Source organism: Sorangium sp. So ce327, assembly GCF_051530205.1.
GTDB lineage: Bacteria > Myxococcota_A > Polyangia > Polyangiales > Polyangiaceae > Sorangium > Sorangium cellulosum_B.
In genome coordinates, this window is record NZ_CP150330.1 from 7,914,952 (window position 1) to 7,939,594 (window position 24,643).

Genomic DNA, 24,643 nt, shown 5'->3' on the forward strand with positions numbered 1-24,643 from the left:
CTGGGCGGCACGCCCGGCGCGGCCTGGTCGCCGCCGGTCGAACGACATGCCCGCGCCCGACCGCTATACCGTGACGGAGATCCTCCGCGAGGGGACCAGGTTCGTCGTCCATCGCGGCCTCCGGAACGAGGACGGTTGTCCGGTCCTGCTCAAGATCCCCCGGGCAGAGCCCCTCGACGGCCGGGACGCGGCGCGGCTGCGCCACGAGCTCGAGATCGGGCGAAGGCTCAGCGGCCGGTCCGCGATCAGGCCCTGTGAGCTCACCACGTACCGGGACCGACCGGCGCTCGTCCTGGAAGACTTCAACGGTCGCTCGCTCGATCGGGAGCTGGGCGCACCGATGGAGCTCGGACGGTTCTTGACGATCGCCTCGGGCATCTCGGCAGCCCTCTCGGACATCCACGCGAAGGGGATCGTCCACAGGGACATCAAGCCGCAGAATATCCTCGTCGATTCCAGGTCAGGAGAGGTGAAGATCTCGGACTTCGATCTCGCTTCCCTCCTCCCGGAGGACCAGGCCGACGCGCGGATTCCGAGCGTCATCGAGGGGACCCTCGCCTACATCTCGCCCGAGCAGACAGGGCGCATGGGCCGCGCGGTCGATCACCGCGCCGATCTCTACTCGCTCGGCGTCACGCTCTACGAGATGCTGACGGGCGTCCTGCCCTTCTCGGCCAGCGATGCCCTGGAGTGGGTCCACCGCCACGCCGCTGTCCTCCCCCGGCCTCCCTCGGACCTCGTCCCGGGTCTCCCGTCGCCCGTGTCCGATCTCATCATGAAGCTCCTGGCCAAGGCCCCCGAGGACCGGTACCAGAGCGCGCGCGGCCTCGCGTACGATCTCGAGCGATGTCTCGAGGGCCTCACGACGCGGGCGCGCATCGACCCATTCCCGCTCGGAGAACACGACTTCTCCGGCCTCTTCCAGATCCCGAAGACGCTCTACGGCCGCGAGCGCGAGCTCGGCGCCCTCCTCGCCGCCTTCGAGCGCGTGGCGCTGCGCGGAGCCCCCGAGTTTCTCCTCATCTCTGGCAATGCCGGGGTCGGCAAGACCTCGCTGGTGCAGGAGCTCTACCGGAAGGCCGTCCGGGGGCGAGGCCTCTTCGCGGCGGGCAAATTCGACCAGCAGCACCAGCACGTCCCCTACGCCACGCTCGTCCAGGCGCTCCGCGATCTCGTGCTCGAACCCCTGGGCGGGAGCGAGCCCACCCTGCGTGAGTGGCGGAGGCGGCTCTCCGCGGCCCTCGGCAAGAACGCGCAGCTCATCATCGACGTCCTCCCGGAGGTGGAGCTCATCCTCGGCGAGCAGCCGCCCGTCCCCGAGCTGCCGCTGACCGAGACAGAGAGCCGGTTCGCGATGGTGTTCCGGCGCTTCGTCGGCGCCTTCTGCCGCGAGGAGCGCCCACTCTGCCTCTTCCTCGACGACCTCCAGTGGGCAGACCCGGCGAGCCTCGCGCTCCTCGAGCACCTCGTCACCCACCCCGAGACGCAGCGCCTGCTCGCGATCGGCGCCTACCGTAACGAAGAGGTGAATCCGCTCCACCCGCTCACGCGCATGATCGAGCGCGCGCGGGGCGCCGGCACCAGGCTCCTCGAGATCGAGCTCTCGCGGCTGTCCGAGGGGGATGTGCAGCGGCTCGTCGCCGATACGGTCCATACGAGCGGAGAGCACGCCGCCCCGCTCGCGCGCCTCGTCTACGAGAAGACCGCCGGCAATCCGTTCTTCGCCACCCAGTTCTTGACCATGCTCCACAAAGAGGGCCTGTTCGAGGTCGATCTGCGCGCAGGCGCCTTCAGGTGGGACATCGACGCGATCCGCGGCAAGGGCCTCGCCGACAACGTGGTCGATCTCATGATCGCGAAGATCAAGCGCCTCTCCCCGTCGGCCCAGAAGGCACTCACGCTGGCCGCCTGCGTGGGGAATACCGTCGATGCCGGCACCCTCGCCGTCATCCGCGATCGATCCGAGGACGCCATTCACGAGGACCACCGGGAGCTCGTGCGCGAGGGGCTGCTCCTCAGGTCCGGCGACACGTACCGGTTCCTCCACGACCGTGTCCAGCAGGCGGCTCACGCGCTCATTCCGGAGGCCGAGCTGGCAGCGGTGCACCTCCGCATCGGGCGGCTGCTCGCCGCCCACGCGCCTCCCGACGCCGCCGAGGCGCGCGTCTTCGAGATCGCCGGCCACCTCAACCTGGGCGCTGCCCTCGTGACCGACCGGCACGAGAAGGACCGGATCGCCAGGCTCAACCTGGCGGCGGGCCGGCGAGCCAAGGTATCTGCGGCCTACGCAGCCGCGGCCAGCTACTTCGCGGCGGGCATGGCGCTGCTCGGGGACGACGCGTGGGACAAGGAGCGCGCGCTCGCGCTCGACCTCCACTGCGAGAGCGCGCGCTGCGCCTTCCTGAGCGGCGACTTCGCCGCCTCAGAGCGGATCGTCGATGTGCTCCTGCAGCGCGCCCGGAGCCGGATCGAGCTCTCGGAGGTCCACGGCATCGAGATCGTCCTCCACACGACCCGGGCCGATTTCGAGCGAGCGGCGCGGAGCGCCCTCTCCTGCGTGCGCCGCTTCGACGTCGACATCCCGCTCCACCCGACGCGCGACGCGGTGGAGCGCGCGGCGCGCGAGGTCTGGGGCGAGGTGTGCGACCGCCGCATCGAGGAGCTCGTCGGCCTGCCGCGCCTGGTCGATCCGGACATGCTGGCCGTGGCGACCACCCTGTCGACGGCGCTCCCGTCAGCCTATTTCTCGGATCCGCACCTCTACAGCCTCATCGCGTGCCGCATCGTGCAGCTCAGCCTCCGCGCGGGCAACTCGGACGCTTCTCCGCCTGGCTACGTCGCGTTCGGCGGAACCATCGGCCGCGTCCTCGGCCTTTACCGGGAGAGCTACCGCTTCGGCGAGCTCGCCCGCGCGCTGCTGGAGACCAGGGGCCGGGCCGGGAACCGGGCGCAGATCCTCCATATGATCAGCACCTTCATCGACCCCTGGATCCGCCCCTTGCAGGACGTGGTCGGCCTCCTCTACAAGGCACTTGACGAGGCCGTCGAGAGCGGCGCGCTGCTCTACGCGTCGTATTGCTCGTTTCAGGGCGTGACGCTGCGCCTCGCCGCGGGCGATCCGCTGGCGGACGTCGTCGCCGAAGCCGAGCGCCACATGGACTTCGCGCGCCGGGCCCGGTACGACGTCGTCCACGATGCCTTGGCCATCGTGCATCGGTTCGTGGAGCGCCTGCGCGGGCGCGATCCGGGCTGGGAGAGCGAGGGCGCCGATGACATCGAGGGACCGCCGCGCGGGGCGGCGGAGCGGATCACGCGCTTCCACGAGCGCCTCTACGCCGCCCAGGCGGCGCTCCTGTTCGGTCGCCATGGCGAAGCCGTGGCCGCGTCGCGCGCGGCGAGCGAGCTGCTCGGCACCGTGACAGACCAGTTCCACGTCAGCACGCAAGCCTACGTCGCCGCGCTCGCGCTCTCGTGCCATGCCCGCGCCCTGCCGGAGGAGCAGCGGCACGAGCTCCTCCCCGCCCTGAGGGCGCACGAGGCGGATCTCCGCCGCTGGGCGGAGGTCCAGCCCGCGAACCAGGCAGACCGCCACGCGCTCGTGTCGGCCGAGATCGCGCGCATCGCGGGCGACGATCTCTCCGCGATGCGCCTCTACGAGCAGGCCATCCGGGCCGCCCGCGCGAGCGGCTTCGTCCATGGAGAGGCGCTGAGCCAGGAGCTCGCAGCGGCGTTCTACCGCGATCGCGGCTTCGACCTGATCGCCGACACCTACCTCCGCGCGGCCCGCTGCTGCTACGCCCGCTGGGGCGCCGACGGCAAGGTGAAGCAGCTCGACAGGCTCTTTCCGCACCTCACGGCGCGCCCGCTCGCCGCGACGAGCACGGTCACGATGCCGGCCGAGGAGCTCGATCGGCTGGCGATCGTGAGGGCGTCCCAGAGCCTCTCGGGCGAGATCCTGATACCCCGGCTCGAAGAAGCGCTGCTCAGGGTCGTCCTTGCGCACGCGGGCGCGCAGAGGGGCTACCTGCTGGAGGCTCGCCGCGGCGCCGCGTCGATCCGGGCTAGGGCGAGGATCGAGGGAGGAAAGCCGTTCGTGGAGTCGCTCGCCGGCGAGGCGCGCGCGCCCGCGTCCTCCGCCGCGCTGCCGCTGTCAGTCGTCAACTACGTCGTCCGGACGGGCGAGCCGCTCATCCTCGACGACGCGGCGGAGACGCGGTTCTCGGCGGACGAGTACATCGCGCTGGCCCGGCCGAGATCGGTCCTGTGCATGCCTATCGCGCGGCGCCCCGGGGTCGACGCGATCCTCTACCTGGAGAACGCCTCGATGCGCGGCGCGTTCACCGAGGACACGCTCTCGGTGCTCGATCTGCTCGCGTCGCAGGCCGCCATCTCGCTCGAGAACGCGTCGCTCTACGCGGCCCTGAAGAAGAGCGAGGCGTTGCTCCAAAGCATCGTCGACAGCTCGCCGGCCGCCATCTACGTCAAGGATCTGGAGGGCCGGCTGCTCCTGATCAACCGGCGGTACGAGCAGTTCGTTCATCTGTCGAGAGCGCAGGTGATCGGCAAGAGAGATCACGAGCTCTTCCCGCCGGAGATGGCGGACGCGTTCGCCGCCTACGACCGCAAGGTGATCGAGGCGGACAGCCCGATGGACCTGGAAGAGGTCATGCTCGTGGACGACGAGCTACGCACGTACCTGTCCCTCAAGTTCACCCTGCACGACGCCGCCGGAGCCGTCTATGCCGTCTGCGGCATCTCGACGGACATCACCGAGCGCAAGCGGGCGGAGATGGCCGAGCGCTTCCTGGCGGAGGCGTGCGGGAGGCTCGCGGCCGATCTCGGCTACGAGGCGACGCTGGACGCGATCGCCGAGGTCGCTGTGCCCGAGCTCGCGGAGGGCGCGGCGCTCTACGTGCTCGACGACGCGGGCGCGCTCCAGCCGGCGGCCGTCGCGGCGGACTCCCCGGCCAAGGCCGCGCGCCTGCGCGAGCTCGCCGCGCCCTCCGGCGACCCCGCGGCGCCTCGGGGCGCGCCCGGGGATCCCCACGGCGCCCTCGGTGCGGATCGTGCCGAGCTCTGCCTCGTGGACGACGGCCTGATGCGGCGCTGGGCCGCGGGCGCAGCGCGCCCGGAGGCGCTCTTCGAGCTCGCGCCCGCGGCGTACATGAACGCGCCGCTCGTGACGCGCGGCCGCTGTCTCGGCGTGCTCTCGCTGATGCGGACCCGAGCGACGCCGCGCTATACCCGGGCCGACGCGCCGCTCGTCGAGGAGCTCGCGCGCAGGGCCGCGATGGCGCTCGACAGCGCGCGCCTTTACCGCGAGGCGCAGCAGGCCGTCCAGATCCGCGAGGAGTTCCTCGCCGTCGCGTCCCACGAGCTCCGCACGCCGCTCACGCCGCTCAGGCTGAAGCTCGGGATGATGCAAAGGAAGCTGGCGACCGAGATCGTGAGCCCCTCGCTCGAGCGCATGGTCGCGGTGAGCCTGGGGCAGGTCGAGCGGATCGAGCGGCTCATCGAGGCGCTCCTCGACGTGAACCAGATTGCGCGCCATGAGCTCGACCTCGATCTCGCGGAGGTCGACCTCTCCGCGCTGACCCGCGACGTCGTGAGCGAGCTCCGCGAGCCCTTGTCGCGGGCGGGCTGCCAGATCGAGATCGCGGCGGGGCGCCCGGTGCTCGGCCGCTTCGATCGGCTCCGCGTCGCGCAGGTCCTGAGGAGCCTGCTCAACAACGCGATCAAGTTCGGCAGGGGCGGGCCCATCGAGGTGACCGTCGCCGAGCGCGGCGACACGGCGCGGGTCGTCGTGCGCGATCACGGGCCCGGCATCGCGCCGGAGGACATGGAGCGCATCTTCCAGCGGTTCGAGCGGGCGGTCTCGTCGAGGTCTTACGGCGGGCTCGGGCTCGGGCTCTACATCGCGAACGAGATCGTCCGGGCGCACGGGGGCACGATCCAGGTGTCGAGCGAGAAGGGCAAGGGCGCCTGCTTCACCGTGGATCTGCCGCGTCACGGCGCCACGTCATCTGCCTCGGGAGGCACACCGAAAAGCGGGGGTGTCGCGTCCTAGCGAGACAGAGCGCCTGGACGCCCGGAGAGCGGCAACGAACGATTCACTCTCCCCCCTTTCGTCTCCGCGGCTCGATCCTACGTCACGCCCCCTGCGCGTCGGGGAAGAGCTTCTGGAAGCTGTCCTTGTCGATCGCCTTCTCCAGCGCCGCCTGGACCGAGATGGTGTCCTTCTTGACGAGCCGCTCCAGCGCCATGTCCATCGTCTGCATGCCGGCGGAGCGGCCCGCCTGCATCAGGTTCGTGATCTGGAACGTCTTGCCCTCGCGGATCATCGCGGAGAGCGCGCTCGATCCGACGAGGATCTCGTGCGCGGCGACGCGGCCCGTGCCGTCCTTCGTGCGGAGCAGCTGCTGGGCGATGATCGCGGCGAGGCTCTCGGCGAGCATGCCGCGGACCTGGAGCTGCTCGTCGGCGGGAAACGCGTTGATGATACGGTCGATCGTCGCGGCGGCGCTGTTCGTGTGGACGGTGCCGAAGACGAGGACACCGAAGCTCGCGAGCTGCAAGGCGAGCTTCATGGTCTCGTTGGTCCGGAGCTCGCCGATCAGGATCACGTCGGCGTCCTCGCGCCCGGCGCTGCGGATCGCGCTCGCGAAGCTGCCCGCGTCGGGGCCGACCTCGCGGTGCGTGATCTGCGCCTTGATGGGGCTGTGCACGAACTCGACCGGATCCTCGATCGTGAGGACATGGCACGCGCGCGAGCGGTTGATGTGATCGATCATCGCCGCGAGCGTCGTGGACTTGCCGGAGCCGGTCGGCCCCGTGATCAAGATGAGCCCGCTCGTCCGCTCGGACAGCCGGCGGGCGATCTCGGGGCATCCGAGATCGTCGAGCGAGAGGATCTTGCTCGGGATGGTGCGGAAGACGGCCGCCAGCCCGGTGGTCTTGTAGAAGTAGTTCGCGCGGAAACGGGCCTTGTCCGCGTAGGAATAGGCGAAGTCGAGATCGAGATCGTCGACGATCCGCCGCGCCTCCTCGGGGGTCGTGATCTCGAAGAGGAGCGCCTCCATCTCGGCCGTGTCGAGGGGCGTGTCGCGCAGGGCGATGAGCTCGCCTCGGGCGCGCACGAGCGGCGGGTAGCCGATGCCGAGGTGCAGGTCGCTGCCCTTCCTGGAGAGCAGCTCGTCGAAGAGGCGATCGATCCGCGCCACGTTACGCTCCCTTCTTCCCGAAGAGCGCGCCCGCGCGCTCGAAGAGGCCCTTGCCCGCCTCGACGGGCGCGGACCTGGACGCGTCGGGCGCGGGGGCGGGCGGCCGCCTGTCCGGCGTGAGCATGGGCTGCCGCCTGCCGGCGAGGACGGCCTCGAGCTCGTCGGGGGCCTCCGCCACCTTGAGCGCGGCCTCGAGCGTGGTCTTGCCGGCGCGGACGAGCTCGGCCAGCGAGTCGTCCAGGCGGATGATCCCGAGGCCCTTCCCCCGCTGCTGGAGGCTCGGTATCTGGAACGTCTTGGAGTCGCGGATCAGGTTCCAGAGCGGGACGGAGCCGGGCAGGACCTCGGCGGCGGCGACCATGCGCTTGCCGCCCTCGCTCGGCAGGAGCCGCTGGCTGACGATGAGCCGGAGGCCGCCCGCGAGGGTGACGCGCACCTGCTGCTGATCGCCGGGCGGGAAGAGATCGATCAGCCGATCGATGGTCTTCGCCGCGCTCGGGGTGTTCATGGTGCCGAGGACGAGGTGGCCAGTCTCGCTCGCGGCCAGCGCCATGCGGACCGTCGCCGTGTCCCTGAGCTCGCCGACGACGATGACGTCGGGGTCCTCGCGCAGCGAGGCCTTGAGGGCGTTCTCGAAGGAGCGGGTGTGCGTGCCGACCTCGCGCTGGCTGATCATCGCCTTGCCGCGCGCATGGACGAACTCGACGGGATCCTCGACCGTGATGATGTGATGGCTGGTCTCGCGGTTCAGGATGTCGACGATCGCGGTGAGCGTCGTGGTCTTGCCGTGGCCCGTCGGCCCGGTGATCACGATGAGGCCCTGGTGGTGGCGGGTGGCGAGCCCGATGGCGTCGGGCAGGCCGAGTGACGCGAGGGTCGGGATGGTGCGCGCTATCAGCCGGAACGAGCCCTTGTACCCCTGCCGGTGGCGCGAGATGTTCACCCGGAAGCGGCCGAGCGCGCCGAGCTCCATGGCGAAATCGCAGGAGCCCTCGACCTCGAGCACCTGCGAGAGGCGCGGCGGGACGCGCGGCAGGAGGAGGGACTCGACGGCCGCCGGGTCGAGCGGCTCGCCGTGCGGCATCAGCTCGCCCGCCACGCGCAGGAGCGGCGGGCGGCCGGCGACGAGGTGCAGATCGCTCGCGCCCTGATCGCGCGCCATGGCGAGCAGCCCGTCGAGCGCTGCCGCCGGCATCTCGGTGGAGGAGGACCGCGCGCGCCCGCCCGCGGCGGCCACGCGCGCGGCGGCGCGGGGCTCCGGGGACGGCGATGACGGGCGGGCAGCCGGCGCGGCGCGCTCGGCGGCCGGCGCATCGTCGACGCGCGCCTCGAAGCGGGCCACCGAGGGCCGGCTGGCGCGGGGCTCTGCAGGCGGCGGCGGAGAGCGGAGGTCGAGCGCGACCTCCGAGGAGCTCGTGCGCTTCGCGTCCTGCTCGCGCGGCGGTGGGCGCTGCCCCTCCTCGGGCGCGAGGTGCTCCCGCATGGAGAGCTGCTGCGAGGGGCGCGCGGGAGGCGCGGCGGCCGAGGTCCCCGACGCGGCGGACGACTGCATCCGCGTCATGCGGGCGTGCACGAGGTCGCCCTGGCGCGCGGCGACGACGGAGATGGCCCCGATGCCCTCGATGCGGATGTGCCACTGCGACGGCTTCGCGCCGAGGGCCTCGAGGTGGCGGCCGCCGCCGAGCGCGCTGAGGAGCATGAGGATGTCCTCCGTGGAGAGCGCGCCGGGATCGACGGCCTGGAAGGCGCCCGAGACCTTGACGCTGGGCATGCGCCCGGTGGCCACGGCGAACTCTGTCACCTCGGGGCGGTTCAGTTGCGAGAGCCAGGATCGAAGGGCGTTCATCGTCGTCGCTCGTCTCCGCAAGCCGACTCTATCAACGATGAGGCGCCGCGTTTCAAAATGTGGTGCAACGGCGGCGACATTCGGCCGCGGCGACCCGCGCCGCGCGGCCCCGCGCCGACTCCCTCCCACCGTCCCCGCTCGCGGCGACCGCGCGGTCCTCTCGGAGCGGTGCGACCCGGCTCACGCCCGCGGCGAGCTCCGCCGCGACGCGGCCCCGGGCTACTGGATCGCGAGCTTGAGCCGGGCGCCCTTCACGAAGTGGCCAGGCGTCTTGCCCTTCTCGCCGGGAGGCGCCTGCTGCTCCGAGTCGATGGTGAGCTGCATGTTGCCGGTCGACTCGATCTTCTTCATGGTCACCCTGGCGATCTCGACCCATTTCGTGGATCTCGGTCCGCCTGGGTCCTCGACCTTGCGGAAGAGCACCGCCTTGGTCCCCGCGGCCACCGGCTTCTCGGTCGTGGAGACGAGCGGCAGCAGGGTCGCGACCTTCCCCGCGCGCGAGACCAGCCTGCCATAGACCTCCACGGAGAAGGTGTCCCACTCGCCCGCGCCGGGGGCCGAGGCGGGCTCTACCGTAGGCGCGCTCTCCGCGCCGACAGCCGCCGCCGGCGGAGCCTGCCGCGGCGTGGGGGGGTGCTCTGCCGAGGCCGCGATCGGCGTGGCGGAGAGGAGCGCGGCCGCGCCCGCGGCGACGAGCGATCGCGAGCACCTGGAGAGCCAATCACCAACCGTCTTCATGCACCACGCTCCTTCGCTACTTCGACGCGATCCCACGACCCGCGCGAACTACGCAGGCTCGCAAACACCGCAGTTACAAAACTTCTCATCGTGACGCAAACTGACACCTTCCGCAACTCATTTCTCGTTCTCGACGTCGTCTGCGTCGTCTGCGTCGTCTGCGCTCCGGTCGGTCATGGGCCGTTCGTCACACGCTCAGTCACATTCACACTCACACGCTCAGTCACATTCACATTCACATCCGTCATCGTCGCGGGTGACCCGGCGCGGCCCGCGTCACCGGCGCCCGGCTGTGCTCTCTCCGGCGTCTCTCCCGCGCGCCGCGCAGCTTCACCTGCATCGTCGGCGGCTCGTCAGCTTGTCTCCGCCCTGAGCGCTCGGGCGCGCCTCGCTCAGATTCCGGTGCTGGCCGCCTCGGCGAGGCCGACCGGGCTCCGGCTGCGCGGCGCACGAGGACTGCGGCGCGGCTCGCCCGAGCTCACCTGGTCATCTGGCTTGCCTGTCGTTCTGGCTCGCCCGTCGTTCCGGCTGCCTGGTCGCCCGGCGTGACCGCCTGCCTGGGCTCTCCGGCTCGCCTCGCTGGTTCTCCGACAGGTCCATCAGCGCGCTTCGCGAGGCGCGCTCTCGAAGAGCGAAACACCCACGCGAGCGACAGGCTGGCTCGGTCCAAGCCCGCCGTACCTCATTCTCACCCGTCCGACGAAACCAGCTGCGCACAGCGACGCGATCTCTCCCTCTCCAACCTCGCTCCGGGAACCTTCCCGGTGCCATCCAACACCGCCGACCCGAAAATCGATGTCGGAGTAAGAGTCGCGTTTCAACCAAGATATCATGTCTTCGTCAAAGCAGAGCAGAAATTTTCGGACGCAGTCGATTCTGGTGCGCCCGCGTGCGTGCGTGTGTGACGCGTGCCGGCGCAGGCATGCGGCGGTCTGTCCATGCGTGCCGGCGCAGGCATGCGCCGATCTGTCCATGCGTGCCGGCGCAGGCATGCGCCGGCGGGCCCTGCCGCTGTAGGATGGCCGCGGAGGAACAGAGCCCATGCCCACGGTCGCCGATCACTACGACAAGCTCCTCGCCGAGCACTATTCAAGGATGTTCGGGGATCATGACGCCAAGGTCGCCGAGCAGCGGGCGCTGTTCGAGCGCCTCGGCCTGCGCGCGGGCTCGTCCGGCGGTATGTCCGGCGGCTCTCCCGAGGCCATCGACCTCGGGTGCGGCTCCGGCTTTCAGTCCATCGCGCTGGCGCAGCTCGGGTTCAGGGTGACGGCCGTGGACACCTCGGACAGGCTGCTCGCCGAGCTCGAGGCGCGCCGCGGGGCGCTCGCCGTCGAGATCGTGAGAGGGGATCTCCTTGACGCGCTGGAGCGCTCGGACACCCCCTGCGCGCTCGCCGTGTGCATGGGCGACACGCTCCCCCACCTCGGCAGCAAGTCGGACGTGGAGCGGATGTTCGCCGGCTGCGCCCGGAGACTCGCGCCCGGCGGCCACCTCGCGCTCACGTTCCGCGACCTCACCCGCGAGCTCGAAGGCGTCGACCGGTTCATCCCAGTCCACGACTCCGCGGATGTGATCATGACCTGTTTCCTCGAGTACGAACCCGAGACCGTCAAGGTGCACGACCTCGTTCACACGCGCGGCCGAGAGGACGGCCGGTGGACGCTGTCAGCGAGCTTCTATCGCAAGCTGCGCCTCTCCCCCGACTGGGTCTGCGACAGGCTCGACGCGGCAGGACTCCGCGTCATCCATCGCGAGATCGCGCGCGGCCTCGTCACGCTCGTCACGATCGCCGCGCGCTCCTGAGCTGACGTGGGCCGGGATACGAACACCGATTCAAATACCTCCTATGGAGGTTGATGGCGCGGGCGACGCGGCGCTAACTTGATATGGGAGGATGTGACCCATGTCCGAGAGAGCGAGTCAGACAGGCACGAACGACGCCGGGCAAGCTGCGGTCGTCAACCGGCCGTCGCGGGATGAGGTCCAGGACCTGCGGCGAGAACGAGACGAGGCGCGCCAGCTCCTGGCGACCCTGGTCGTGGCGCTCAAGCGCGCGACGTTCCGGCACGGCAGCTACATCGACGGGCTGGGCGCCGCGATGGTCGCCGTGGATCGGTGGTCCAAGCCGCGAGGCCGATGATCGAAGGGCCGGCCCCGGGCTGCGGTGACGCCCGGAGTCGCGGCCCATGCCCCGAGAGACCTTCTGCGCGCCGCCTTGGCCGCTCGAACGACGTCTCCGCCCGTGGACGCAGCGCGCGGCGGTGGACGCAGCGGGCGCGGCGGTACCCAGGCGCCCGCCTCGCCTGCCGGCTAGGCGCGAAGGCCGGAACGGAGTAGGTTCCCGGCATGGCCGGATACCGCAGTCGTACATCCACCCAGGGGCGCAACATGGCAGGGGCGCGCGCGTTGTGGCGCGCCACCGGCATGAAGGACGCGGACTTCGAGAAGCCGATCGTCGCCATCGCCAACAGCTTCACGCAGTTCGTTCCGGGGCACGTCCACCTCCACGACGTCGGGCAGCGGGCGAAGAAGGTCATCGACGCCGCGGGCGGGTGGGGCGTCGAGTTCAACACCATCGCCATCGACGACGGCATCGCGATGGGCCACGCCGGCATGCTGTACTCGCTGCCGAGCCGGGAGCTCATCGCCGACAGCGTCGAGTACATGGTGAACGCGCACTGCGCCGACGCGCTCTTGTGCATCTCGAACTGCGACAAGATCACGCCCGGCATGCTCCTCGCCGCCATGCGGCTCAACATCCCGACCGTCTTCGTGTCGGGCGGCCCGATGGAGGCGGGCAAGCTCGTCGGGACCCACGACCGCGACGGCAAGCCGCTCATCCGGAAGCTCGACCTCATCGATCCGATGATCGCCGCGAGCGACGACAAGGTGACCGACGCGGATCTCGCCGCGATGGAGCGGTCCGCGTGCCCGACCTGCGGCTCGTGCTCCGGCATGTTCACGGCCAACAGCATGAACTGCCTCAACGAGGCGCTCGGCCTCGCGCTGCCCGGCAACGGCACGCTGCTGGCGACGCACGCGGCGCGCTGGGATCTCTTCGAGGCGGCGGCGAAGCGCGTCGTCGCGCTCGCGCAGCGGCACTACGTCGACGGCGACGCCTCGGTGCTGCCGCGGAGCATCGCGACGTTCGAGGCGTTCGAGAACGCGATGGCGCTCGACATCGCGATGGGCGGCTCGACGAACACGGTGCTCCACATCCTGGCGGTCGCCCGCGAGGCGCAGGTGGACTTCAAGATGGCGGACATCGACCGGATGTCGCGCAAGGTGCCCAACATCTGCAAGGTCGCGCCGTCGTCGCATCACCACGTCGAGGACGTGCACCGCGCGGGCGGCGTGCTGACGATCCTCGGCGAGCTCGACCGCGCGGGGCTCATCCACCGGCAGGTGGGCACGGTCCACGCGGGCACGCTGGGCGAGGCCATCGACGAGAACGACATCCGCCGCCCCACGGCGACGGCTGCAGCGAAGAAGCGCTCGCTCGCCGCGCCGGGCGGCGTGCCGACCACGGTCGCGTTCTCGCAAGACAAGTACTTCGCCGACACCGACGATGACGCCCAGAAGGGCTGCATCCGCGACGTCGACAACGCGTACAGCCGCGAAGGCGGGCTCGCCGTGCTCTACGGCAACATCGCGGTGGACGGCTGCATCGTGAAGACCGCCGGCGTCGATCCCGAGATCTGGAAGTTCGAGGGGCCCGCGCGGGTGTTCCACTCGCAGGAGGCGGCGTGCGACGCGATCTGGGACAACCAGATCCGCTCGGGCGACGTGGTCGTGATCGTCTACGAGGGGCCGAAGGGCGGCCCCGGCATGCAGGAGATGCTCTATCCGACGTCGTTCCTGAAGGGGAAGGGCCTCGGGAAGGCGTGCGCCCTCATCACCGACGGCCGGTTCAGCGGCGGGACGTCGGGCCTGAGCATCGGGCACGTCTCGCCCGAGGCGGCCGAAGGCGGGACCATCGGGCTCATCGAGGAGGGCGACCGCATCCGGATCGACATCCCCGCCCGGACGATCGATGTCCTCGTCAGCGAGGCGGAGCTCGATCGCCGCCGCCGCGCCGCCGAGGCGCGCGGCGCCGATGCGTTCAGGCCGAACCGCGACCGGAAGGTCTCCCCTGCCCTGCGGGCTTACGCGCTGATGGCCACGAGCGCCGCCAACGGCGCTGTCCGCGACGTCGGCCAGATCGAGCCGAGCCGGCGCGCCGGGGACGGCGCGACCGCGACCGCCCCCGCGCAGCGCAAGTAACGGAGCTCCAGCCGCCATCCAGCCGCCGAGCCGCGCAGGCGAGGCGCGAACGAGGCGCGGACGAGGCCACAGCGCACGGAGCGCGGCGGCCGCCGTCGCTGGAACGGGTGGCCACCGCCCCGGCCACCCGGCGCGTTGCTGCGCCCGGCGCAGGCCGGGCGCAGCAACGCTGCGGGCCGGTACGGCATCCACCACGACGGGGGTGCACCCGGTCGCGTATGATGCCGTACATGAGAAAATTGGCGCTCATCGTGGCCACCTCTCTCGTCTCGGGTTGCAGCCCGAAGGTGCGTGATTTCACCGGTGACCACGACGTGGGGAGCGGTGGAAGCGGGGCAGGCGGCACCAGCAGCGCCACCACCAGCAGCAGTGACGCGACAACCAGCAGCGGCGCCAGCAGCAGCAGCGGCGCCAGCAGCAGCAGCAGCAGCGGCGGTGCGACGGATGGCTGCGTCGACCCGGTGGAGGACTGCCCGCCAGCGCAGAGCGCCTGCATGGAAGCGGTGTGCGGCGAGGGTGAGTGTGCGGAGCGGCCGAGGCCGGCGCGGACCCCCTGCGGGGCAGACGGCAGCGCGGAGTGTGATGGAACCGGGGACTGCGTGACGTGCGCGGGCGGCATGCAGTGCGAGTGCGGGGAGCCGGGTTGCCCGAACACGTGCGGATCGACGGACGTGATGGTCATGCCTCCGAGCTGCGCGGGGGGCAGGCCGGGCGCCGGGGACAGCTGCGGGCCGGGCGACGCGAGCTGCTGCGGCAACAGGATGGTCCCCTGTGGCACCTTCCTGAGGGGCTACGACGGGACACCGAGCACGGACGACGCGTTCCCCGCGGCCGTCAGCGACTTCCGCCTGGACAAGTACGAGATCACGGTCGGGCGATTCCGGGCCTTCGTGGATGCCGGGCAGGGCGTGCAGGAGAGCCCGCCGGCCATCGGGGCTGGCCGGCACCCCCACGTCAGCGGCAGCGGGTGGATCGCGGGGTGGAACTCGCGGCTCGCGCCGAACACCGCGGGGCTCCGGGCGGCGCTGCAGTGCAACGGCGATCGCCTCTGGACGTGGACCGACGCCCCCGGGTCGAACGAGGAGCTGCCGATCAATTGCATCACCTGGTTCGAGGCGTTCGCGTTCTGCGCGTGGGACGGCGGCCGCCTGCCCTCCGAGGCGGAGTGGAACTATGCGGCTGCCGGTGGCGACGAGCATCGACCTTACCCCTGGGGCTCCGGGATCGACGGCGATCGCGCCTCCTACAACTGCACCGGGGATGGAAGCGCCGCGGGGGCTTGCGCGCTGAGCGACATCCTGCCGGTCGGGTCGAAGCCGCGCGGCGACGGGCGATGGGGGCACTCGGATCTGGCCGGGAATCTCTGGGAGTGGACGATGGACTGGTGGCGGGATGCGCTCCCCACGCCGTGCATCGACTGCGTGCATCGCGTGGACGGCGATCGCGACGCGACGCGGGTCACCCGCGGCGGGAGCTACCGCGCGCCGGCGACGGACGTGCGCGCAGGCAACCGCGACTTCAGTTATCCCATCGACCGCGTCAACAACATCGGCGCCCGCTGCGCACGCGGCATGTAGCTGAGGTGGGCGGAAACCGCTGTGGATCGGACGTCGCGGGACATCACGGGGCGTCGCGGGACACAGCGGGACGTCGCGGGACACAGCGGGACGTCGCGGGACGTCGCTGAACGTCGCTGGACGTCCATGAGACCGGATTCGACGCCGGGCGTGGTGTGCGATGTCGACGCCGAGGCGCGGCGTGCTAGAGCGCGCGATCGTGGCGTCATCGCGGGGCCAGGCTCAAGGGCAGCAGATCACCGTCGTGGGCGCAGGGGTGATCGGGTTGACCACGGCGGTCGTCCTCCAGCGCGACGGCCACCGGGTGCAGGTGATCGCAGCGGCGCGCGGCGAGCGAACGACGTCCGCGGTCGCGGCGGCGCTGTGGCATCCCTTCCTGGCGAACCCGCCCGAGCGGGTCAACGCGTGGTCCTCGAGGAGCCTCGATGAACTCACGCGCATCGCGAACGAACACCCGGAGGCGGGCGTGGATCTCCTGACCGCGCGCGAGGCGGCGGACGACACGCGCCCGCCGTGGTGGGCTCCGAGCGCCCCGGACCTCGCGATCGAGCCTGGACCCCACCCGCTCGGCGCGCCGTACAGCCTGCGATTCACGGCGCCGCGCATCGAGCCATCGTTGCACCTGCCCTGGCTGGAGGCGCAGCTCGACTGTCCAGTGCGCACCGAGAACGTGCGATCGCTCGCCGAGGTCGAGGGCGACTGCATCGTGAATTGCACCGGGCTCGGAGCGCGCGCGCTCACCGGCGACGGCGAGCTCATCGGCGTCTACGGCCAGGTGGCGATCGTCGAACCAGGCGAGATCCCCCCAGATGTCGCACTGGGTGATGAAAGGGACGAATCGGCGCTCGTTTATGTCATCCCAAGGCGTCGCGAGATCGTGATTGGCGGTTGTTTCATCCCGTCGCCCGATGATCGCCCTTTGACGCCTGATCCCGAGCTTGCTGACGCAATGCTCCAGCGGGTGCGCGCGGCCGGGCTCAAGCCGGGCCGCTTGCTCGGTTCACGCGCCGGGCTGCGCCCTTATCGGAGCACCGTGCGGGTCGAGCGTGAAGGCCGTGTGATCCACAACTACGGCCACGGCGGTTCGGGATACACGCTGGCATGGGGTTGTGCCCACGAGGTGAGCGCAATGCTGCGGGACGGCAGCGCATCGACACACGGCCATGTCTAGCGGAATGTGCCGAGCGCACTGTTTTGACGCGTGCCATGTTGTCAGCGTCAGCGTCAGCGTCAGCGTCAGCGCGGCGCTCCGGGCCTGTTCCTCGGACAACGGCAGCGGCGCCAACGCAACGCAACGCCGCCGCGAACGCCGCTACGAGCCGACGCAAGCAGATGCAGGCGGACGACGTCATCGTAAACCGACGCAACCGTCGCAACGGTCGCAACGGTCTCAACCGTCGTAAGCGTCGTAACCGACGCAACCGTCGCAAACCGAAACAAACGACGCTGCTTCTGGAATCCAGCCAACCAGAAAGCCCAACGCAACGCTCCGAAAGTCCCGTTGTGCTCCTGTTGCTAGGCTGCTAGATTGAATTCGTGCTCGTCTGCGAGCGTCTCCCGCCTTCTCTCGCAGTGGGACCGCCCATGGCGCTCCTCTGTTCATCCGAGGGAATGGCCGTGGACGACCTCGCCCTGGAGGTCGCTAACCCCTGACGACCTGTCGGTGCCATCCCTGGAACGCGGTCCCGAGCGGTCGAACGTTCGTTTGCGCTTGATCCGGTGTCCACCGTTCGCTGTCACCAACGTGAAGATCCGAAGCTTCCCCCGGGAGTTTTGAGCGCCATGAACAACGACGAGAATCGACTCAGTCGTCCATCGGGGCGGCCAGCCGTCTGGAATTTCACGAGGAACAACGACGAGAAGTGCCCGAGCCGCCCCTCGGGCAGGCCGTCGGGGCGGCCCTCGGGCAGGCCGTCAGGCCGGCCCTCGGGCAGGCCGTCGGGGAGACCTTCCGGGCGGCCGGCCCTCTGGAGCGTCCTCCCGCTCGACAGCGGTTTGCTGCAGACCCGGACGATCGAGTGGCCGACGGTGGCGCTCTTCGCGGGGTCGTGCGCCCTCTGGGCGACGGCCGTCACCGCGGGCATCGCGGGCTGGGTGTCGACCGTTCCGGCGGTGCTCGCAGCGGCGGTCGCCGCGTATGCCGCCTTCACGCCGATGCACGAGGCCTCGCATCGGTCGCTGGCGCGCTCCGCGCTGCTGAACGGCGTGATCGGGCGGCTGTCCGGGCTGCTGCTCGTGGCGCCGTTCCTGGCGGTGCGTCACTTCCACCTCGAGCATCACAAACACACGAACGAGGCGGACCGGGATCCCGACTACTGGAGTGGGCGCGGCCCGTGGTATCTCCTGCCGCTCCGCTGGGCGACACAGGATCTCCACTACTACTATCTATTTTTGCGCTCCTACCACGCGCAGAAGCGCGCGGAGCGGATCGAGACGGTCGCGTCGCTCGCGGCCATGCTCGCGCTCGTGGTGCTGGCCTTCGGGCTCGGCGTTGGCCAGCTCGCGCTCCTCTACTGGATCTTGCCGGCGCGGCTGGCGATCTTCTTCCTCGCGTTCGCCTTCGACTACCTGCCTCACTTCCCCCACGAGATCACGGCGACGCAGAACCGGTACAGCGCGACGCGCGCGGTCGACAGCGCGCTGTTCAACGTGCTGCTCTTCGGGCAGACGTATCACCTGATCCACCACCTCTACCCGGCCGTGCCGTTCTTCCGCTACCGGACCGTGTGGAAGCACCAGCGCGAGGAGCTCCTGAAGCTCCGCTCGGAGAGCATCCCCCCGCCGCGGGCGCCGTTGCCCCTGATCACGGCGGGCAGCCTCGCCGCGCCGCGGGCGCCCACGATCCAGACGGTTCACCCCACGCAGGGCGCGGCCGAGCTCGACGCCATCTGACCGCGCCCCGCCCCACGGCGGTTTCCGCCCCCCTCTGCACCATCCAGAGCAGAGCCCCAGCAGAGCGGCGGTCTCCAGAGCAGAGCCCCAGCAGAGCGGCGGTCTCCAGAGCAGAGCCCCAGCAGAGCGGCGGTCTCCCGCACAGGAGACGGGCCCAGATCGGCGTTTTCGGCGCGCAAGCGCACTCCGGTGCGCTGAGCACCGAAAACGCCGAGGTGGGCCCGTATCCGAAGCGGGTGACCGCCGCTCAGAGGCGGGCGCGGCGGCGGGTGCGGAGCGCTCGCGGTGGCAGCAGGACCTCCCGGAAGAGCAGCGCCTCCGCCACGGTTCGGCGGTCCAGCGCGACGCTGGACGCGTCGAGGCGCGACCCGAACGCGTCGGGCCGTCGCTCGGCCGTGCCGAGCGCCGGGATCGCGGCGCGCGCCTTGATGAGGATCGACAGCGACTGCGCGGGCGCCTGATGCGCCGCCAGGACAGCGCCCGCGAGGAGCGCCCGGGCGTCGAGGACGGCGGGGACCCGGCCGGCGAGCAGCGCGTCGCGCGCGCGCGACGCCTCCTGGCGCTCGTGCGGGCCGTAGTCGAGCCCGCTGATGTCCTGCAGACCGAAGCCGGACAGGGCGGTGAGCGGGCCGGCATAGAGGCGCTCCACGATCCACGCGGCCATGGCGGCGAAGGGCGCCAGCGAGACGGGGCGAAAGGCGCCCCTCACGGGCAAGAGCAGGTCATCGAGGCTCACCTCGGCGTGGCGGCGCGCCCACGCCTCCCGCAGGGCGCGCGCGTCCTCGTTGAGCCCGCCCCGCTCGAGGACCATGCACCCGATGAGCACGCGCAGGTGCGGCGGAGGGTGCTCGTCATAACGCGCGCCGGTCACGTCCGTCTGGACGGCGATGGACGCATACGGCTCGTCTTCCTGGAAGAACAGCTCGCTCATCGTGAGCACGTAGGCGGGGCCGAACATGAGCGTGCCGAAGACGTCACAGAAGATCTCCTCGAACCACACGCCGAACACCCGCCTGAGCGCGGGAGCCCCGATGCGATCGCCGTCCGGCGCGAGCGGGCGCACCCGCTCGCCCCCCAGGCCGAGCTCGCGGCGCAGGGCCGGCTCGAGGCCGTCGACCGAGGCCAGGAAATCGTGGCCTATCTCGTGCGCGAGCGCCGGCCAGCGCAGCGGGGTCGAGAAGAAGTCGACAGGGAGGAAGATGGGCGCGATCGACGTCGGGATGAAGCCCGTCCAGATCGCGAGATCGAACTCCGTGAGCTGCGTGGCCGGCGCTCCGCTCCGGAGCGGCAGCCCCTCCGCCCGCGCGAACGCGATCACGGGGGCGTAGCAGGCGTCGGCGAGGGCGTCCGCGTCGCCGAGATCGGGCAGGAGCGACGGGTCGCGGCGCTGCCGCACGAGCACCGCGATCTCGCCCACGACGAGCTCGATGCTGTCCGCCGCAGCCTCCGCCTCGCGCGCCGCGAGGCCCGCGTCGACGGCGGCGCGCAGGCGCCCGATCTCGTGCGGGACGGACCCGAGGAGCACGTCCGTGAAGCGCCGGTTCGCCCGTTCGTGACGCACCACCTCGCCGAGCGCCGCGGCGCTCTGCTCGAGCTCGGCGAGCCGCAGGAGCACCACGCGCAGCCGGTCGGCGTCGGGCGCGCGCGGGGCGCCGAACGGCATCCCCGCCCACGGCGCAGCGCTCGGCGGCGCTACATCGACGAGCCCCGTATCGCTCCCCGGCGCGACGTCGACGAGCGCTGGTTCGCTCCGCGGGGCGTCCTCGCCGCCGGGCCGCGCGGCGGCACGCGCGGCGCGCTCGGCGCGCCTGGCTTGCAGGTTCCCGTACAGGCTCGCGAGCTTGACGATCGCCCAGATCACTCCGAGGATGGCGCCGACGTATTTCTCGAGGTCGATGTCACGCATGGCGCCCGTCCAGCGTCGTCGGGGGGCGGCCCTCCGGCCGCGCGGCTCTCCGGCCGCGCAGCGCGCGGCGATAGCGCCCGGGGCGGGCCGAGCACCTCGGCCAGGACGAAGCGCCGCACGAGCGCGCCGCGGCGGCCGAGCCACGCGAGGAGCGGGCTCGGTGGGTCGCGCGGCGGCACCTCACGACTCCCCGGCGGGATCGGGCTTGCCCCCCGTGGTGCCGGCGATGCCCTGGCGCATCTCGGTGTCGGCGATGACGTTGCGCATGTTGTAGTAGTCCATGACGCCGAGCTTGCCCGTGCGGAGCGCCTCCGCGACGGCGAGCGGGATCGTCGACTCCGCCTCGACGAGCTTCGCCCGCATCTCCTGCGTCTTGGCCTTCATCTCCTGCTCCTGGGCGACCGCCAGCGCGCGGCGCGACTCCGCCTTGGCCTGCGCGACCTGCTTGTCCGCCTCGGCCTGCTCCGTCTGGAGCTTCGCGCCGATGTTGGAGCCGACGTCGACGTCGGCGATGTCGATGGAGAGGATCTCGAACGCCGTCCCCGCGTCGAGGCCCTTCTTGAGCACGTTCTTCGAGATGGTATCCGGGTTCTCGAGGACGTGTTTGTAGTCGTCGGCCGAGCCGATGGTCGAGACGACGCCCTCGCCGACGCGGGCCAGCACCGTCTGCTCGCCCGCGCCGCCGACGAGGCGCTCGATGTTGGCGCGCACGGTCACGCGCGCGATCGCGAGGAGCTGGATACCGTCCTTGGCCACGGCCGAGACCTTCGGGGTCTCGATGACGCGCGGGTTCACCGACATCGCCACCGCCTCGAGCACGTTGCGGCCGGCGAGATCGATCGCGGCCGCGCGCGAGAAATCGAGCTCCATCCCCGCCTTGCCGGCCGAGATGAGCGCGTTGACGACCGCCTCCACCCTGCCGCGGGCCAGGTAGTGGGCCTCGAGCATGTCGACGGACACCCCCTCGAGCCCCGCCTTCACGGCGCTGATCCGCGCGTTGACGATCTGATCGGGCGGCACCCGGCGCAGGCGCATCGCGATGAGCGTGAGCATCGAGACCCCGGCGCCCGACGCCTGCGCGGCGACCCACAGCCGGAGCGGCACCATGTACAGCGTCGCGACGATGGCGACGAGCACGAGCCCGCCGATCACGATGACCGAGATGATCTCCATATCCCTCTCCACCCGTCCCTGTCCGTGAAGGGCCGCCTCTCGCGCGCTCTCTAGGGCTCGCGCGGCTCGACGACGACCCGATTCCCCTCCACGCTCGCGACCCGCACAGGCGTGCCAGCCTCCACGTAGAGGCCGTCGGTCACGACATCGACCGCGCGATCCTCGATCTCGACCGTGCCGGCGGGGCGGAGCGGCGTGAGCGCCCTGCCCTCCTTGCCGGCAAGCGCGGCGAGCCGCGCGTCCGGGCCACGCCCGCTCCGCTGGGTCTCGAGCAGCACCATCTTGCGGCCCACCGGCGTCCTCGGGACAGCCCAGAACAGGAGCCCCGTCACGCAGACGCCGGCGCCCAGGGCGAGCAGGCCGTAGCCGATCCCGAGGGCCGCCCATGCGAGCGCGACCGCGCCGAGCACGGCGGCGCCGCCGAGGAGCCCGACGAGGCCGACGCCGGGGATGACCAGCACCTCGATGGCGAGCAGCACGAGCCCCACCACGAGCAGCGCGACGACGAGCAGCGCGGGCGTCACGCTCCGCGCTCCTCTTCTTCCACGCCGCGCGCGGCCCTCACGACGACCCGGCCCCCCTCCGCGCGGATCACCCGCACGCGGGCGCCGGCCTCGACGTAGCCGAGCTCCGAGAGCGCCTCCAGGCGGCGGCCGTCGAGCGCGACCTTGCCCGAGGGGCGCAGATCGGTCGCGGCCGTGCCGAGCCGGTCCACGAGCGACGCGGGCGCCGCGGAGCCCTCGGGAGGTCCTCCGACGGCGACGCCACGGATCGCCGCGTCCAGAACGAACCGCCGCCCGAAGCGCGTCCTCGGCGCGATGCGAGCGCCGCCCACGGCGAGCGCCGCCGTCGCCGCGAGCGAGCCGCACACCGAGGCGAGGGCGCGCGGCAGCCAACCGGCGTGCCAGGCGACGTCGACCGGCACGCGCTCGAGATCGAGGAGCGAAAGGAGGAGGGCGCTCGCCACGCACGCGGCGCCCGCGACCCCAGGGACGATGTGCCCCGGGACCAAGATCTCCACAGCGATGAGGATCGCGCCGACGGCGAAGAGCGCGAGCTCCTCCCAGCCGGCGAGCTTCACGACGTGGTGCCCGAAGAAGAACAGCGCGAGGCAGGAGAGCCCGACGGCCAGCGGGACGCCGTGGCCCGGCGCATAGAGCTCGAGGAGGATACCGAGCATCCCGAGGGTCATGAGGACCCCGGAGAGCGTGGGATCCGAGAGGAAGCGCGCGAGCTCCTCGGCGAAGCTGGGGCGCGGGCGGATGATCTCCGCGGGCTGGGGGCGGCCAAGGGCGCCGAAGAGATCTGCCTCGCTGCCGGCCTGCACCTCGGCGACGCCCCACGCGAGCGCCTGCGCGCCGTCCAGCGTGAGCAGCTTCCCCTTCTCGTCGAGGCCGGGGACCTCCACGTCGGCGTCGACCATGGCCTCGGCGATGTCGCCGCGCCGCCCCTTGGCCTCCGCGGTCGCGCGCATCTCCTTCCGCATGTAGGACACGACCTTCTCGGCGACTGGCTTCATCTCGCCGCCCTCGCCGATCTGCACGGGCGTCGCCGCGCCGAGGGTGGCGCCGGGGGCGACCGCGATGACATCGCAGGCGAGCGAGATGAGCGCTCCGGCCGAGATCGCGCGCGGGTTGACCCAGCACACCGTGCGGACGCGCGCCCGGAGCAGCGCGTCCCGGATGGCGAGCGCGGCGTCGATGCGGCCGCCGAGCGTGCTGATGTCGAGCACGAGGAGGTCGCCCTCCCCCTGGGCGGCGACGACGCGCTCCAGGAAGGGCGAGAGGCCGAGATCGATCGTCCCGGAGATCGCGACCACGGTGACCTTGCCCGCGCCGGGGATCGGCGGGAGCGGCCGCGGGCCCGGCGGCGCGGGGGCCCCGGCCGCGCCGCCCGGGCCCGCGGCAGGCGCCGCCTCGCCGCGGGCGGGGAGGCACAGCGCCATCGTCGCGAGGAGCGCGAGGAGCGGGGTCGCGCGCCGCGCCCACCTCGCGGCCTGTTCCAGCAGGCGCCACAAACCAGTCAAGCCCCGCTCCCTGCTATGGCGGCTCGGCTCGCGCCGCGCGCCATGCTCCCTGAGGTTCACGCCGAAGAACGCCGGGACAAGGGTAGCGCATGGCGGCGCTCGACGACACCCCCCTGCTCAGGCTGCTCCGCCGCTGCCCGCCATGAACCTCGCCACCGCGTCCGCGAACTCGGCTGGTCGCTCCACGATCCAGTCGTGGCTTCCCTTCGAGGAGACGACAAGGGTCGAGTCGGGGATCGAGCGTTGGATGGCGAGGGCCGAGCCGATCGGCACCGTGAGATCGCGCGCGCCCCAGGCGAGCAGCGTCCTCACGCGCACGCGCGCCGCATGGCCGCTCAGATCCGCGGTCGCGGCGATCCGCAGGAGGCTCAGCGCGCTCCGCGCGTGAAAGAGCAGGTTGTGGAGGAGAGCAGGCGCCCCCCGCGCGACGAAGCGAGGCTCCAGCAGCGCCTCGGCCCCGCGGGCGAGGACGAGCGAAAGCACCGAGCCCGGCGGGTTGAATCCGATGGAATCGACGAGCACGACCCCGGTGAGCCGCTCGGGGTGCCGCGCCGCGACGATCAGCGCCACGGCGCCAGACAGCGAGTGGCCGATCAGCGTGACGCCCTCGAGGCGCAAAACCCGCAACGCCTCGGCGACGCAGCGCGCATACCGCTCCAGGGTCCACGGCGCGCGCAGCCGCGAGGCGCGGCCCGAGCCGGGCAGCTCCAGGACGAGCACCCGCGCGCGGCGCGCCATCGCCTCGACCGCTGGCTGGTAGGTCGCGCCGTCGATCAGCATGCTGGGCAGAAGCACCGCGGGCTTGCCGGTGCCCGTCTCGGTCACATAAAGGATCTCGTCTCCGACCCGGATCTCACGCCCACGGCCTTCCGCCCGAGCCCCCCGCCTCGCCGCGGGGCCCGCGCAGATGGGCAGGATCTTCTCTCCTCGACCCGACCGGGGGACATACGAGCCAGCGACAAGGAGCGAGCGTCCGGCGCAGGATCCCGTCGTTCCGCTTCG

15 protein-coding genes are annotated in these 24,643 nt (G+C 71.4%); 7 read left to right on the forward strand and 8 right to left on the reverse strand.

Features of this window, described 5'->3' with window-relative positions:
- The first annotated feature begins 46 nt into the window (after positions 1-46).
- On the forward strand, positions 47-6,067 hold the full coding sequence (locus WME95_RS29550; RefSeq protein ID WP_437902690.1) for an AAA family ATPase: 6,021 nt from the start codon (positions 47-49) through the stop codon (positions 6,065-6,067).
- Positions 6,068-6,149: 82 nt separating this feature from the next.
- Here the strand turns inward: WME95_RS29550 and WME95_RS29555 are convergent, their stop codons facing one another.
- The 3 genes from WME95_RS29555 to WME95_RS29565 form a co-directional block, all read right to left on the reverse strand.
- Positions 6,150-7,220, reverse strand: coding sequence for a type IV pilus twitching motility protein PilT (locus WME95_RS29555; RefSeq protein WP_437902691.1), 1,071 nt, complete (start codon positions 7,218-7,220; stop codon positions 6,150-6,152).
- A 1-nt stretch (position 7,221) separates the two neighbouring features.
- Positions 7,222-9,066 carry a type IV pilus twitching motility protein PilT gene (locus tag WME95_RS29560; protein ID WP_437902692.1) on the reverse strand — a complete coding sequence of 615 codons (1,845 nt, stop codon included), beginning with the start codon at positions 9,064-9,066 and terminating at the stop codon, positions 7,222-7,224.
- Positions 9,067-9,285: 219 nt separating this feature from the next.
- A complete protein-coding gene (locus WME95_RS29565; protein WP_437902693.1) occupies positions 9,286-9,804 on the reverse strand; it encodes a hypothetical protein in 519 nt (172 codons plus the stop codon).
- 1,041 nt (positions 9,805-10,845) lie between these two features.
- Between WME95_RS29565 and WME95_RS29570 the strand changes: the two genes are divergently transcribed.
- The 6 genes from WME95_RS29570 to WME95_RS29595 all read left to right on the forward strand — a co-directional run bounded on the left by WME95_RS29570 (position 10,846) and on the right by WME95_RS29595 (position 18,536).
- A complete protein-coding gene (locus WME95_RS29570; RefSeq protein WP_437902694.1) occupies positions 10,846-11,607 on the forward strand; it encodes a class I SAM-dependent methyltransferase in 762 nt (253 codons plus the stop codon).
- Between the two features lie 100 nt (positions 11,608-11,707).
- Entirely contained in the window at positions 11,708-11,944 is a 237-nt protein-coding gene (locus WME95_RS29575) for a hypothetical protein (protein WP_437542125.1), read from the forward strand.
- A 206-nt stretch (positions 11,945-12,150) separates the two neighbouring features.
- Positions 12,151-14,067: a dihydroxy-acid dehydratase gene (gene ilvD / locus WME95_RS29580; RefSeq protein ID WP_437902695.1), complete on the forward strand. Its 1,917-nt coding sequence runs from the start codon at positions 12,151-12,153 to the stop codon at positions 14,065-14,067.
- Positions 14,068-14,297: 230 nt separating this feature from the next.
- Positions 14,298-15,644 (forward strand): formylglycine-generating enzyme family protein, encoded by a 1,347-nt coding sequence (locus tag WME95_RS29585; protein WP_437902696.1) that lies wholly within the window; start codon positions 14,298-14,300, stop codon positions 15,642-15,644.
- Positions 15,645-15,804: 160 nt separating this feature from the next.
- Positions 15,805-16,815 carry an FAD-dependent oxidoreductase gene (locus tag WME95_RS29590; protein WP_437902697.1) on the forward strand — a complete coding sequence of 337 codons (1,011 nt, stop codon included), beginning with the start codon at positions 15,805-15,807 and terminating at the stop codon, positions 16,813-16,815.
- Between the two features lie 611 nt (positions 16,816-17,426).
- Positions 17,427-18,536: a fatty acid desaturase gene (locus tag WME95_RS29595; protein ID WP_437902698.1), complete on the forward strand. Its 1,110-nt coding sequence runs from the start codon at positions 17,427-17,429 to the stop codon at positions 18,534-18,536.
- A 247-nt stretch (positions 18,537-18,783) separates the two neighbouring features.
- Here the strand turns inward: WME95_RS29595 and WME95_RS29600 are convergent, their stop codons facing one another.
- The 5 genes from WME95_RS29600 to WME95_RS29620 form a co-directional block, all read right to left on the reverse strand.
- Positions 18,784-20,442 carry a hypothetical protein gene (locus WME95_RS29600; RefSeq protein WP_437902699.1) on the reverse strand — a complete coding sequence of 553 codons (1,659 nt, stop codon included), beginning with the start codon at positions 20,440-20,442 and terminating at the stop codon, positions 18,784-18,786.
- A gap of 180 nt (positions 20,443-20,622) precedes the next feature.
- Complete coding sequence (gene floA / locus WME95_RS29605; protein ID WP_437542137.1) at positions 20,623-21,615, reverse strand: flotillin-like protein FloA; 993 nt, start codon at positions 21,613-21,615, stop codon at positions 20,623-20,625.
- A gap of 50 nt (positions 21,616-21,665) precedes the next feature.
- Positions 21,666-22,139, reverse strand: coding sequence for an NfeD family protein (locus tag WME95_RS29610; protein ID WP_437542139.1), 474 nt, complete (start codon positions 22,137-22,139; stop codon positions 21,666-21,668).
- Entirely contained in the window at positions 22,136-23,641 is a 1,506-nt protein-coding gene (locus WME95_RS29615) for an NfeD family protein (RefSeq protein WP_437902700.1), read from the reverse strand. The genes WME95_RS29610 and WME95_RS29615 overlap by 4 nt, the downstream gene beginning before the upstream one ends.
- A 117-nt stretch (positions 23,642-23,758) precedes the next feature.
- On the reverse strand, positions 23,759-24,466 hold the full coding sequence (locus WME95_RS29620; protein WP_437902701.1) for an alpha/beta fold hydrolase: 708 nt from the start codon (positions 24,464-24,466) through the stop codon (positions 23,759-23,761).
- Between the last annotated feature and the right edge of the window lie 177 nt (positions 24,467-24,643).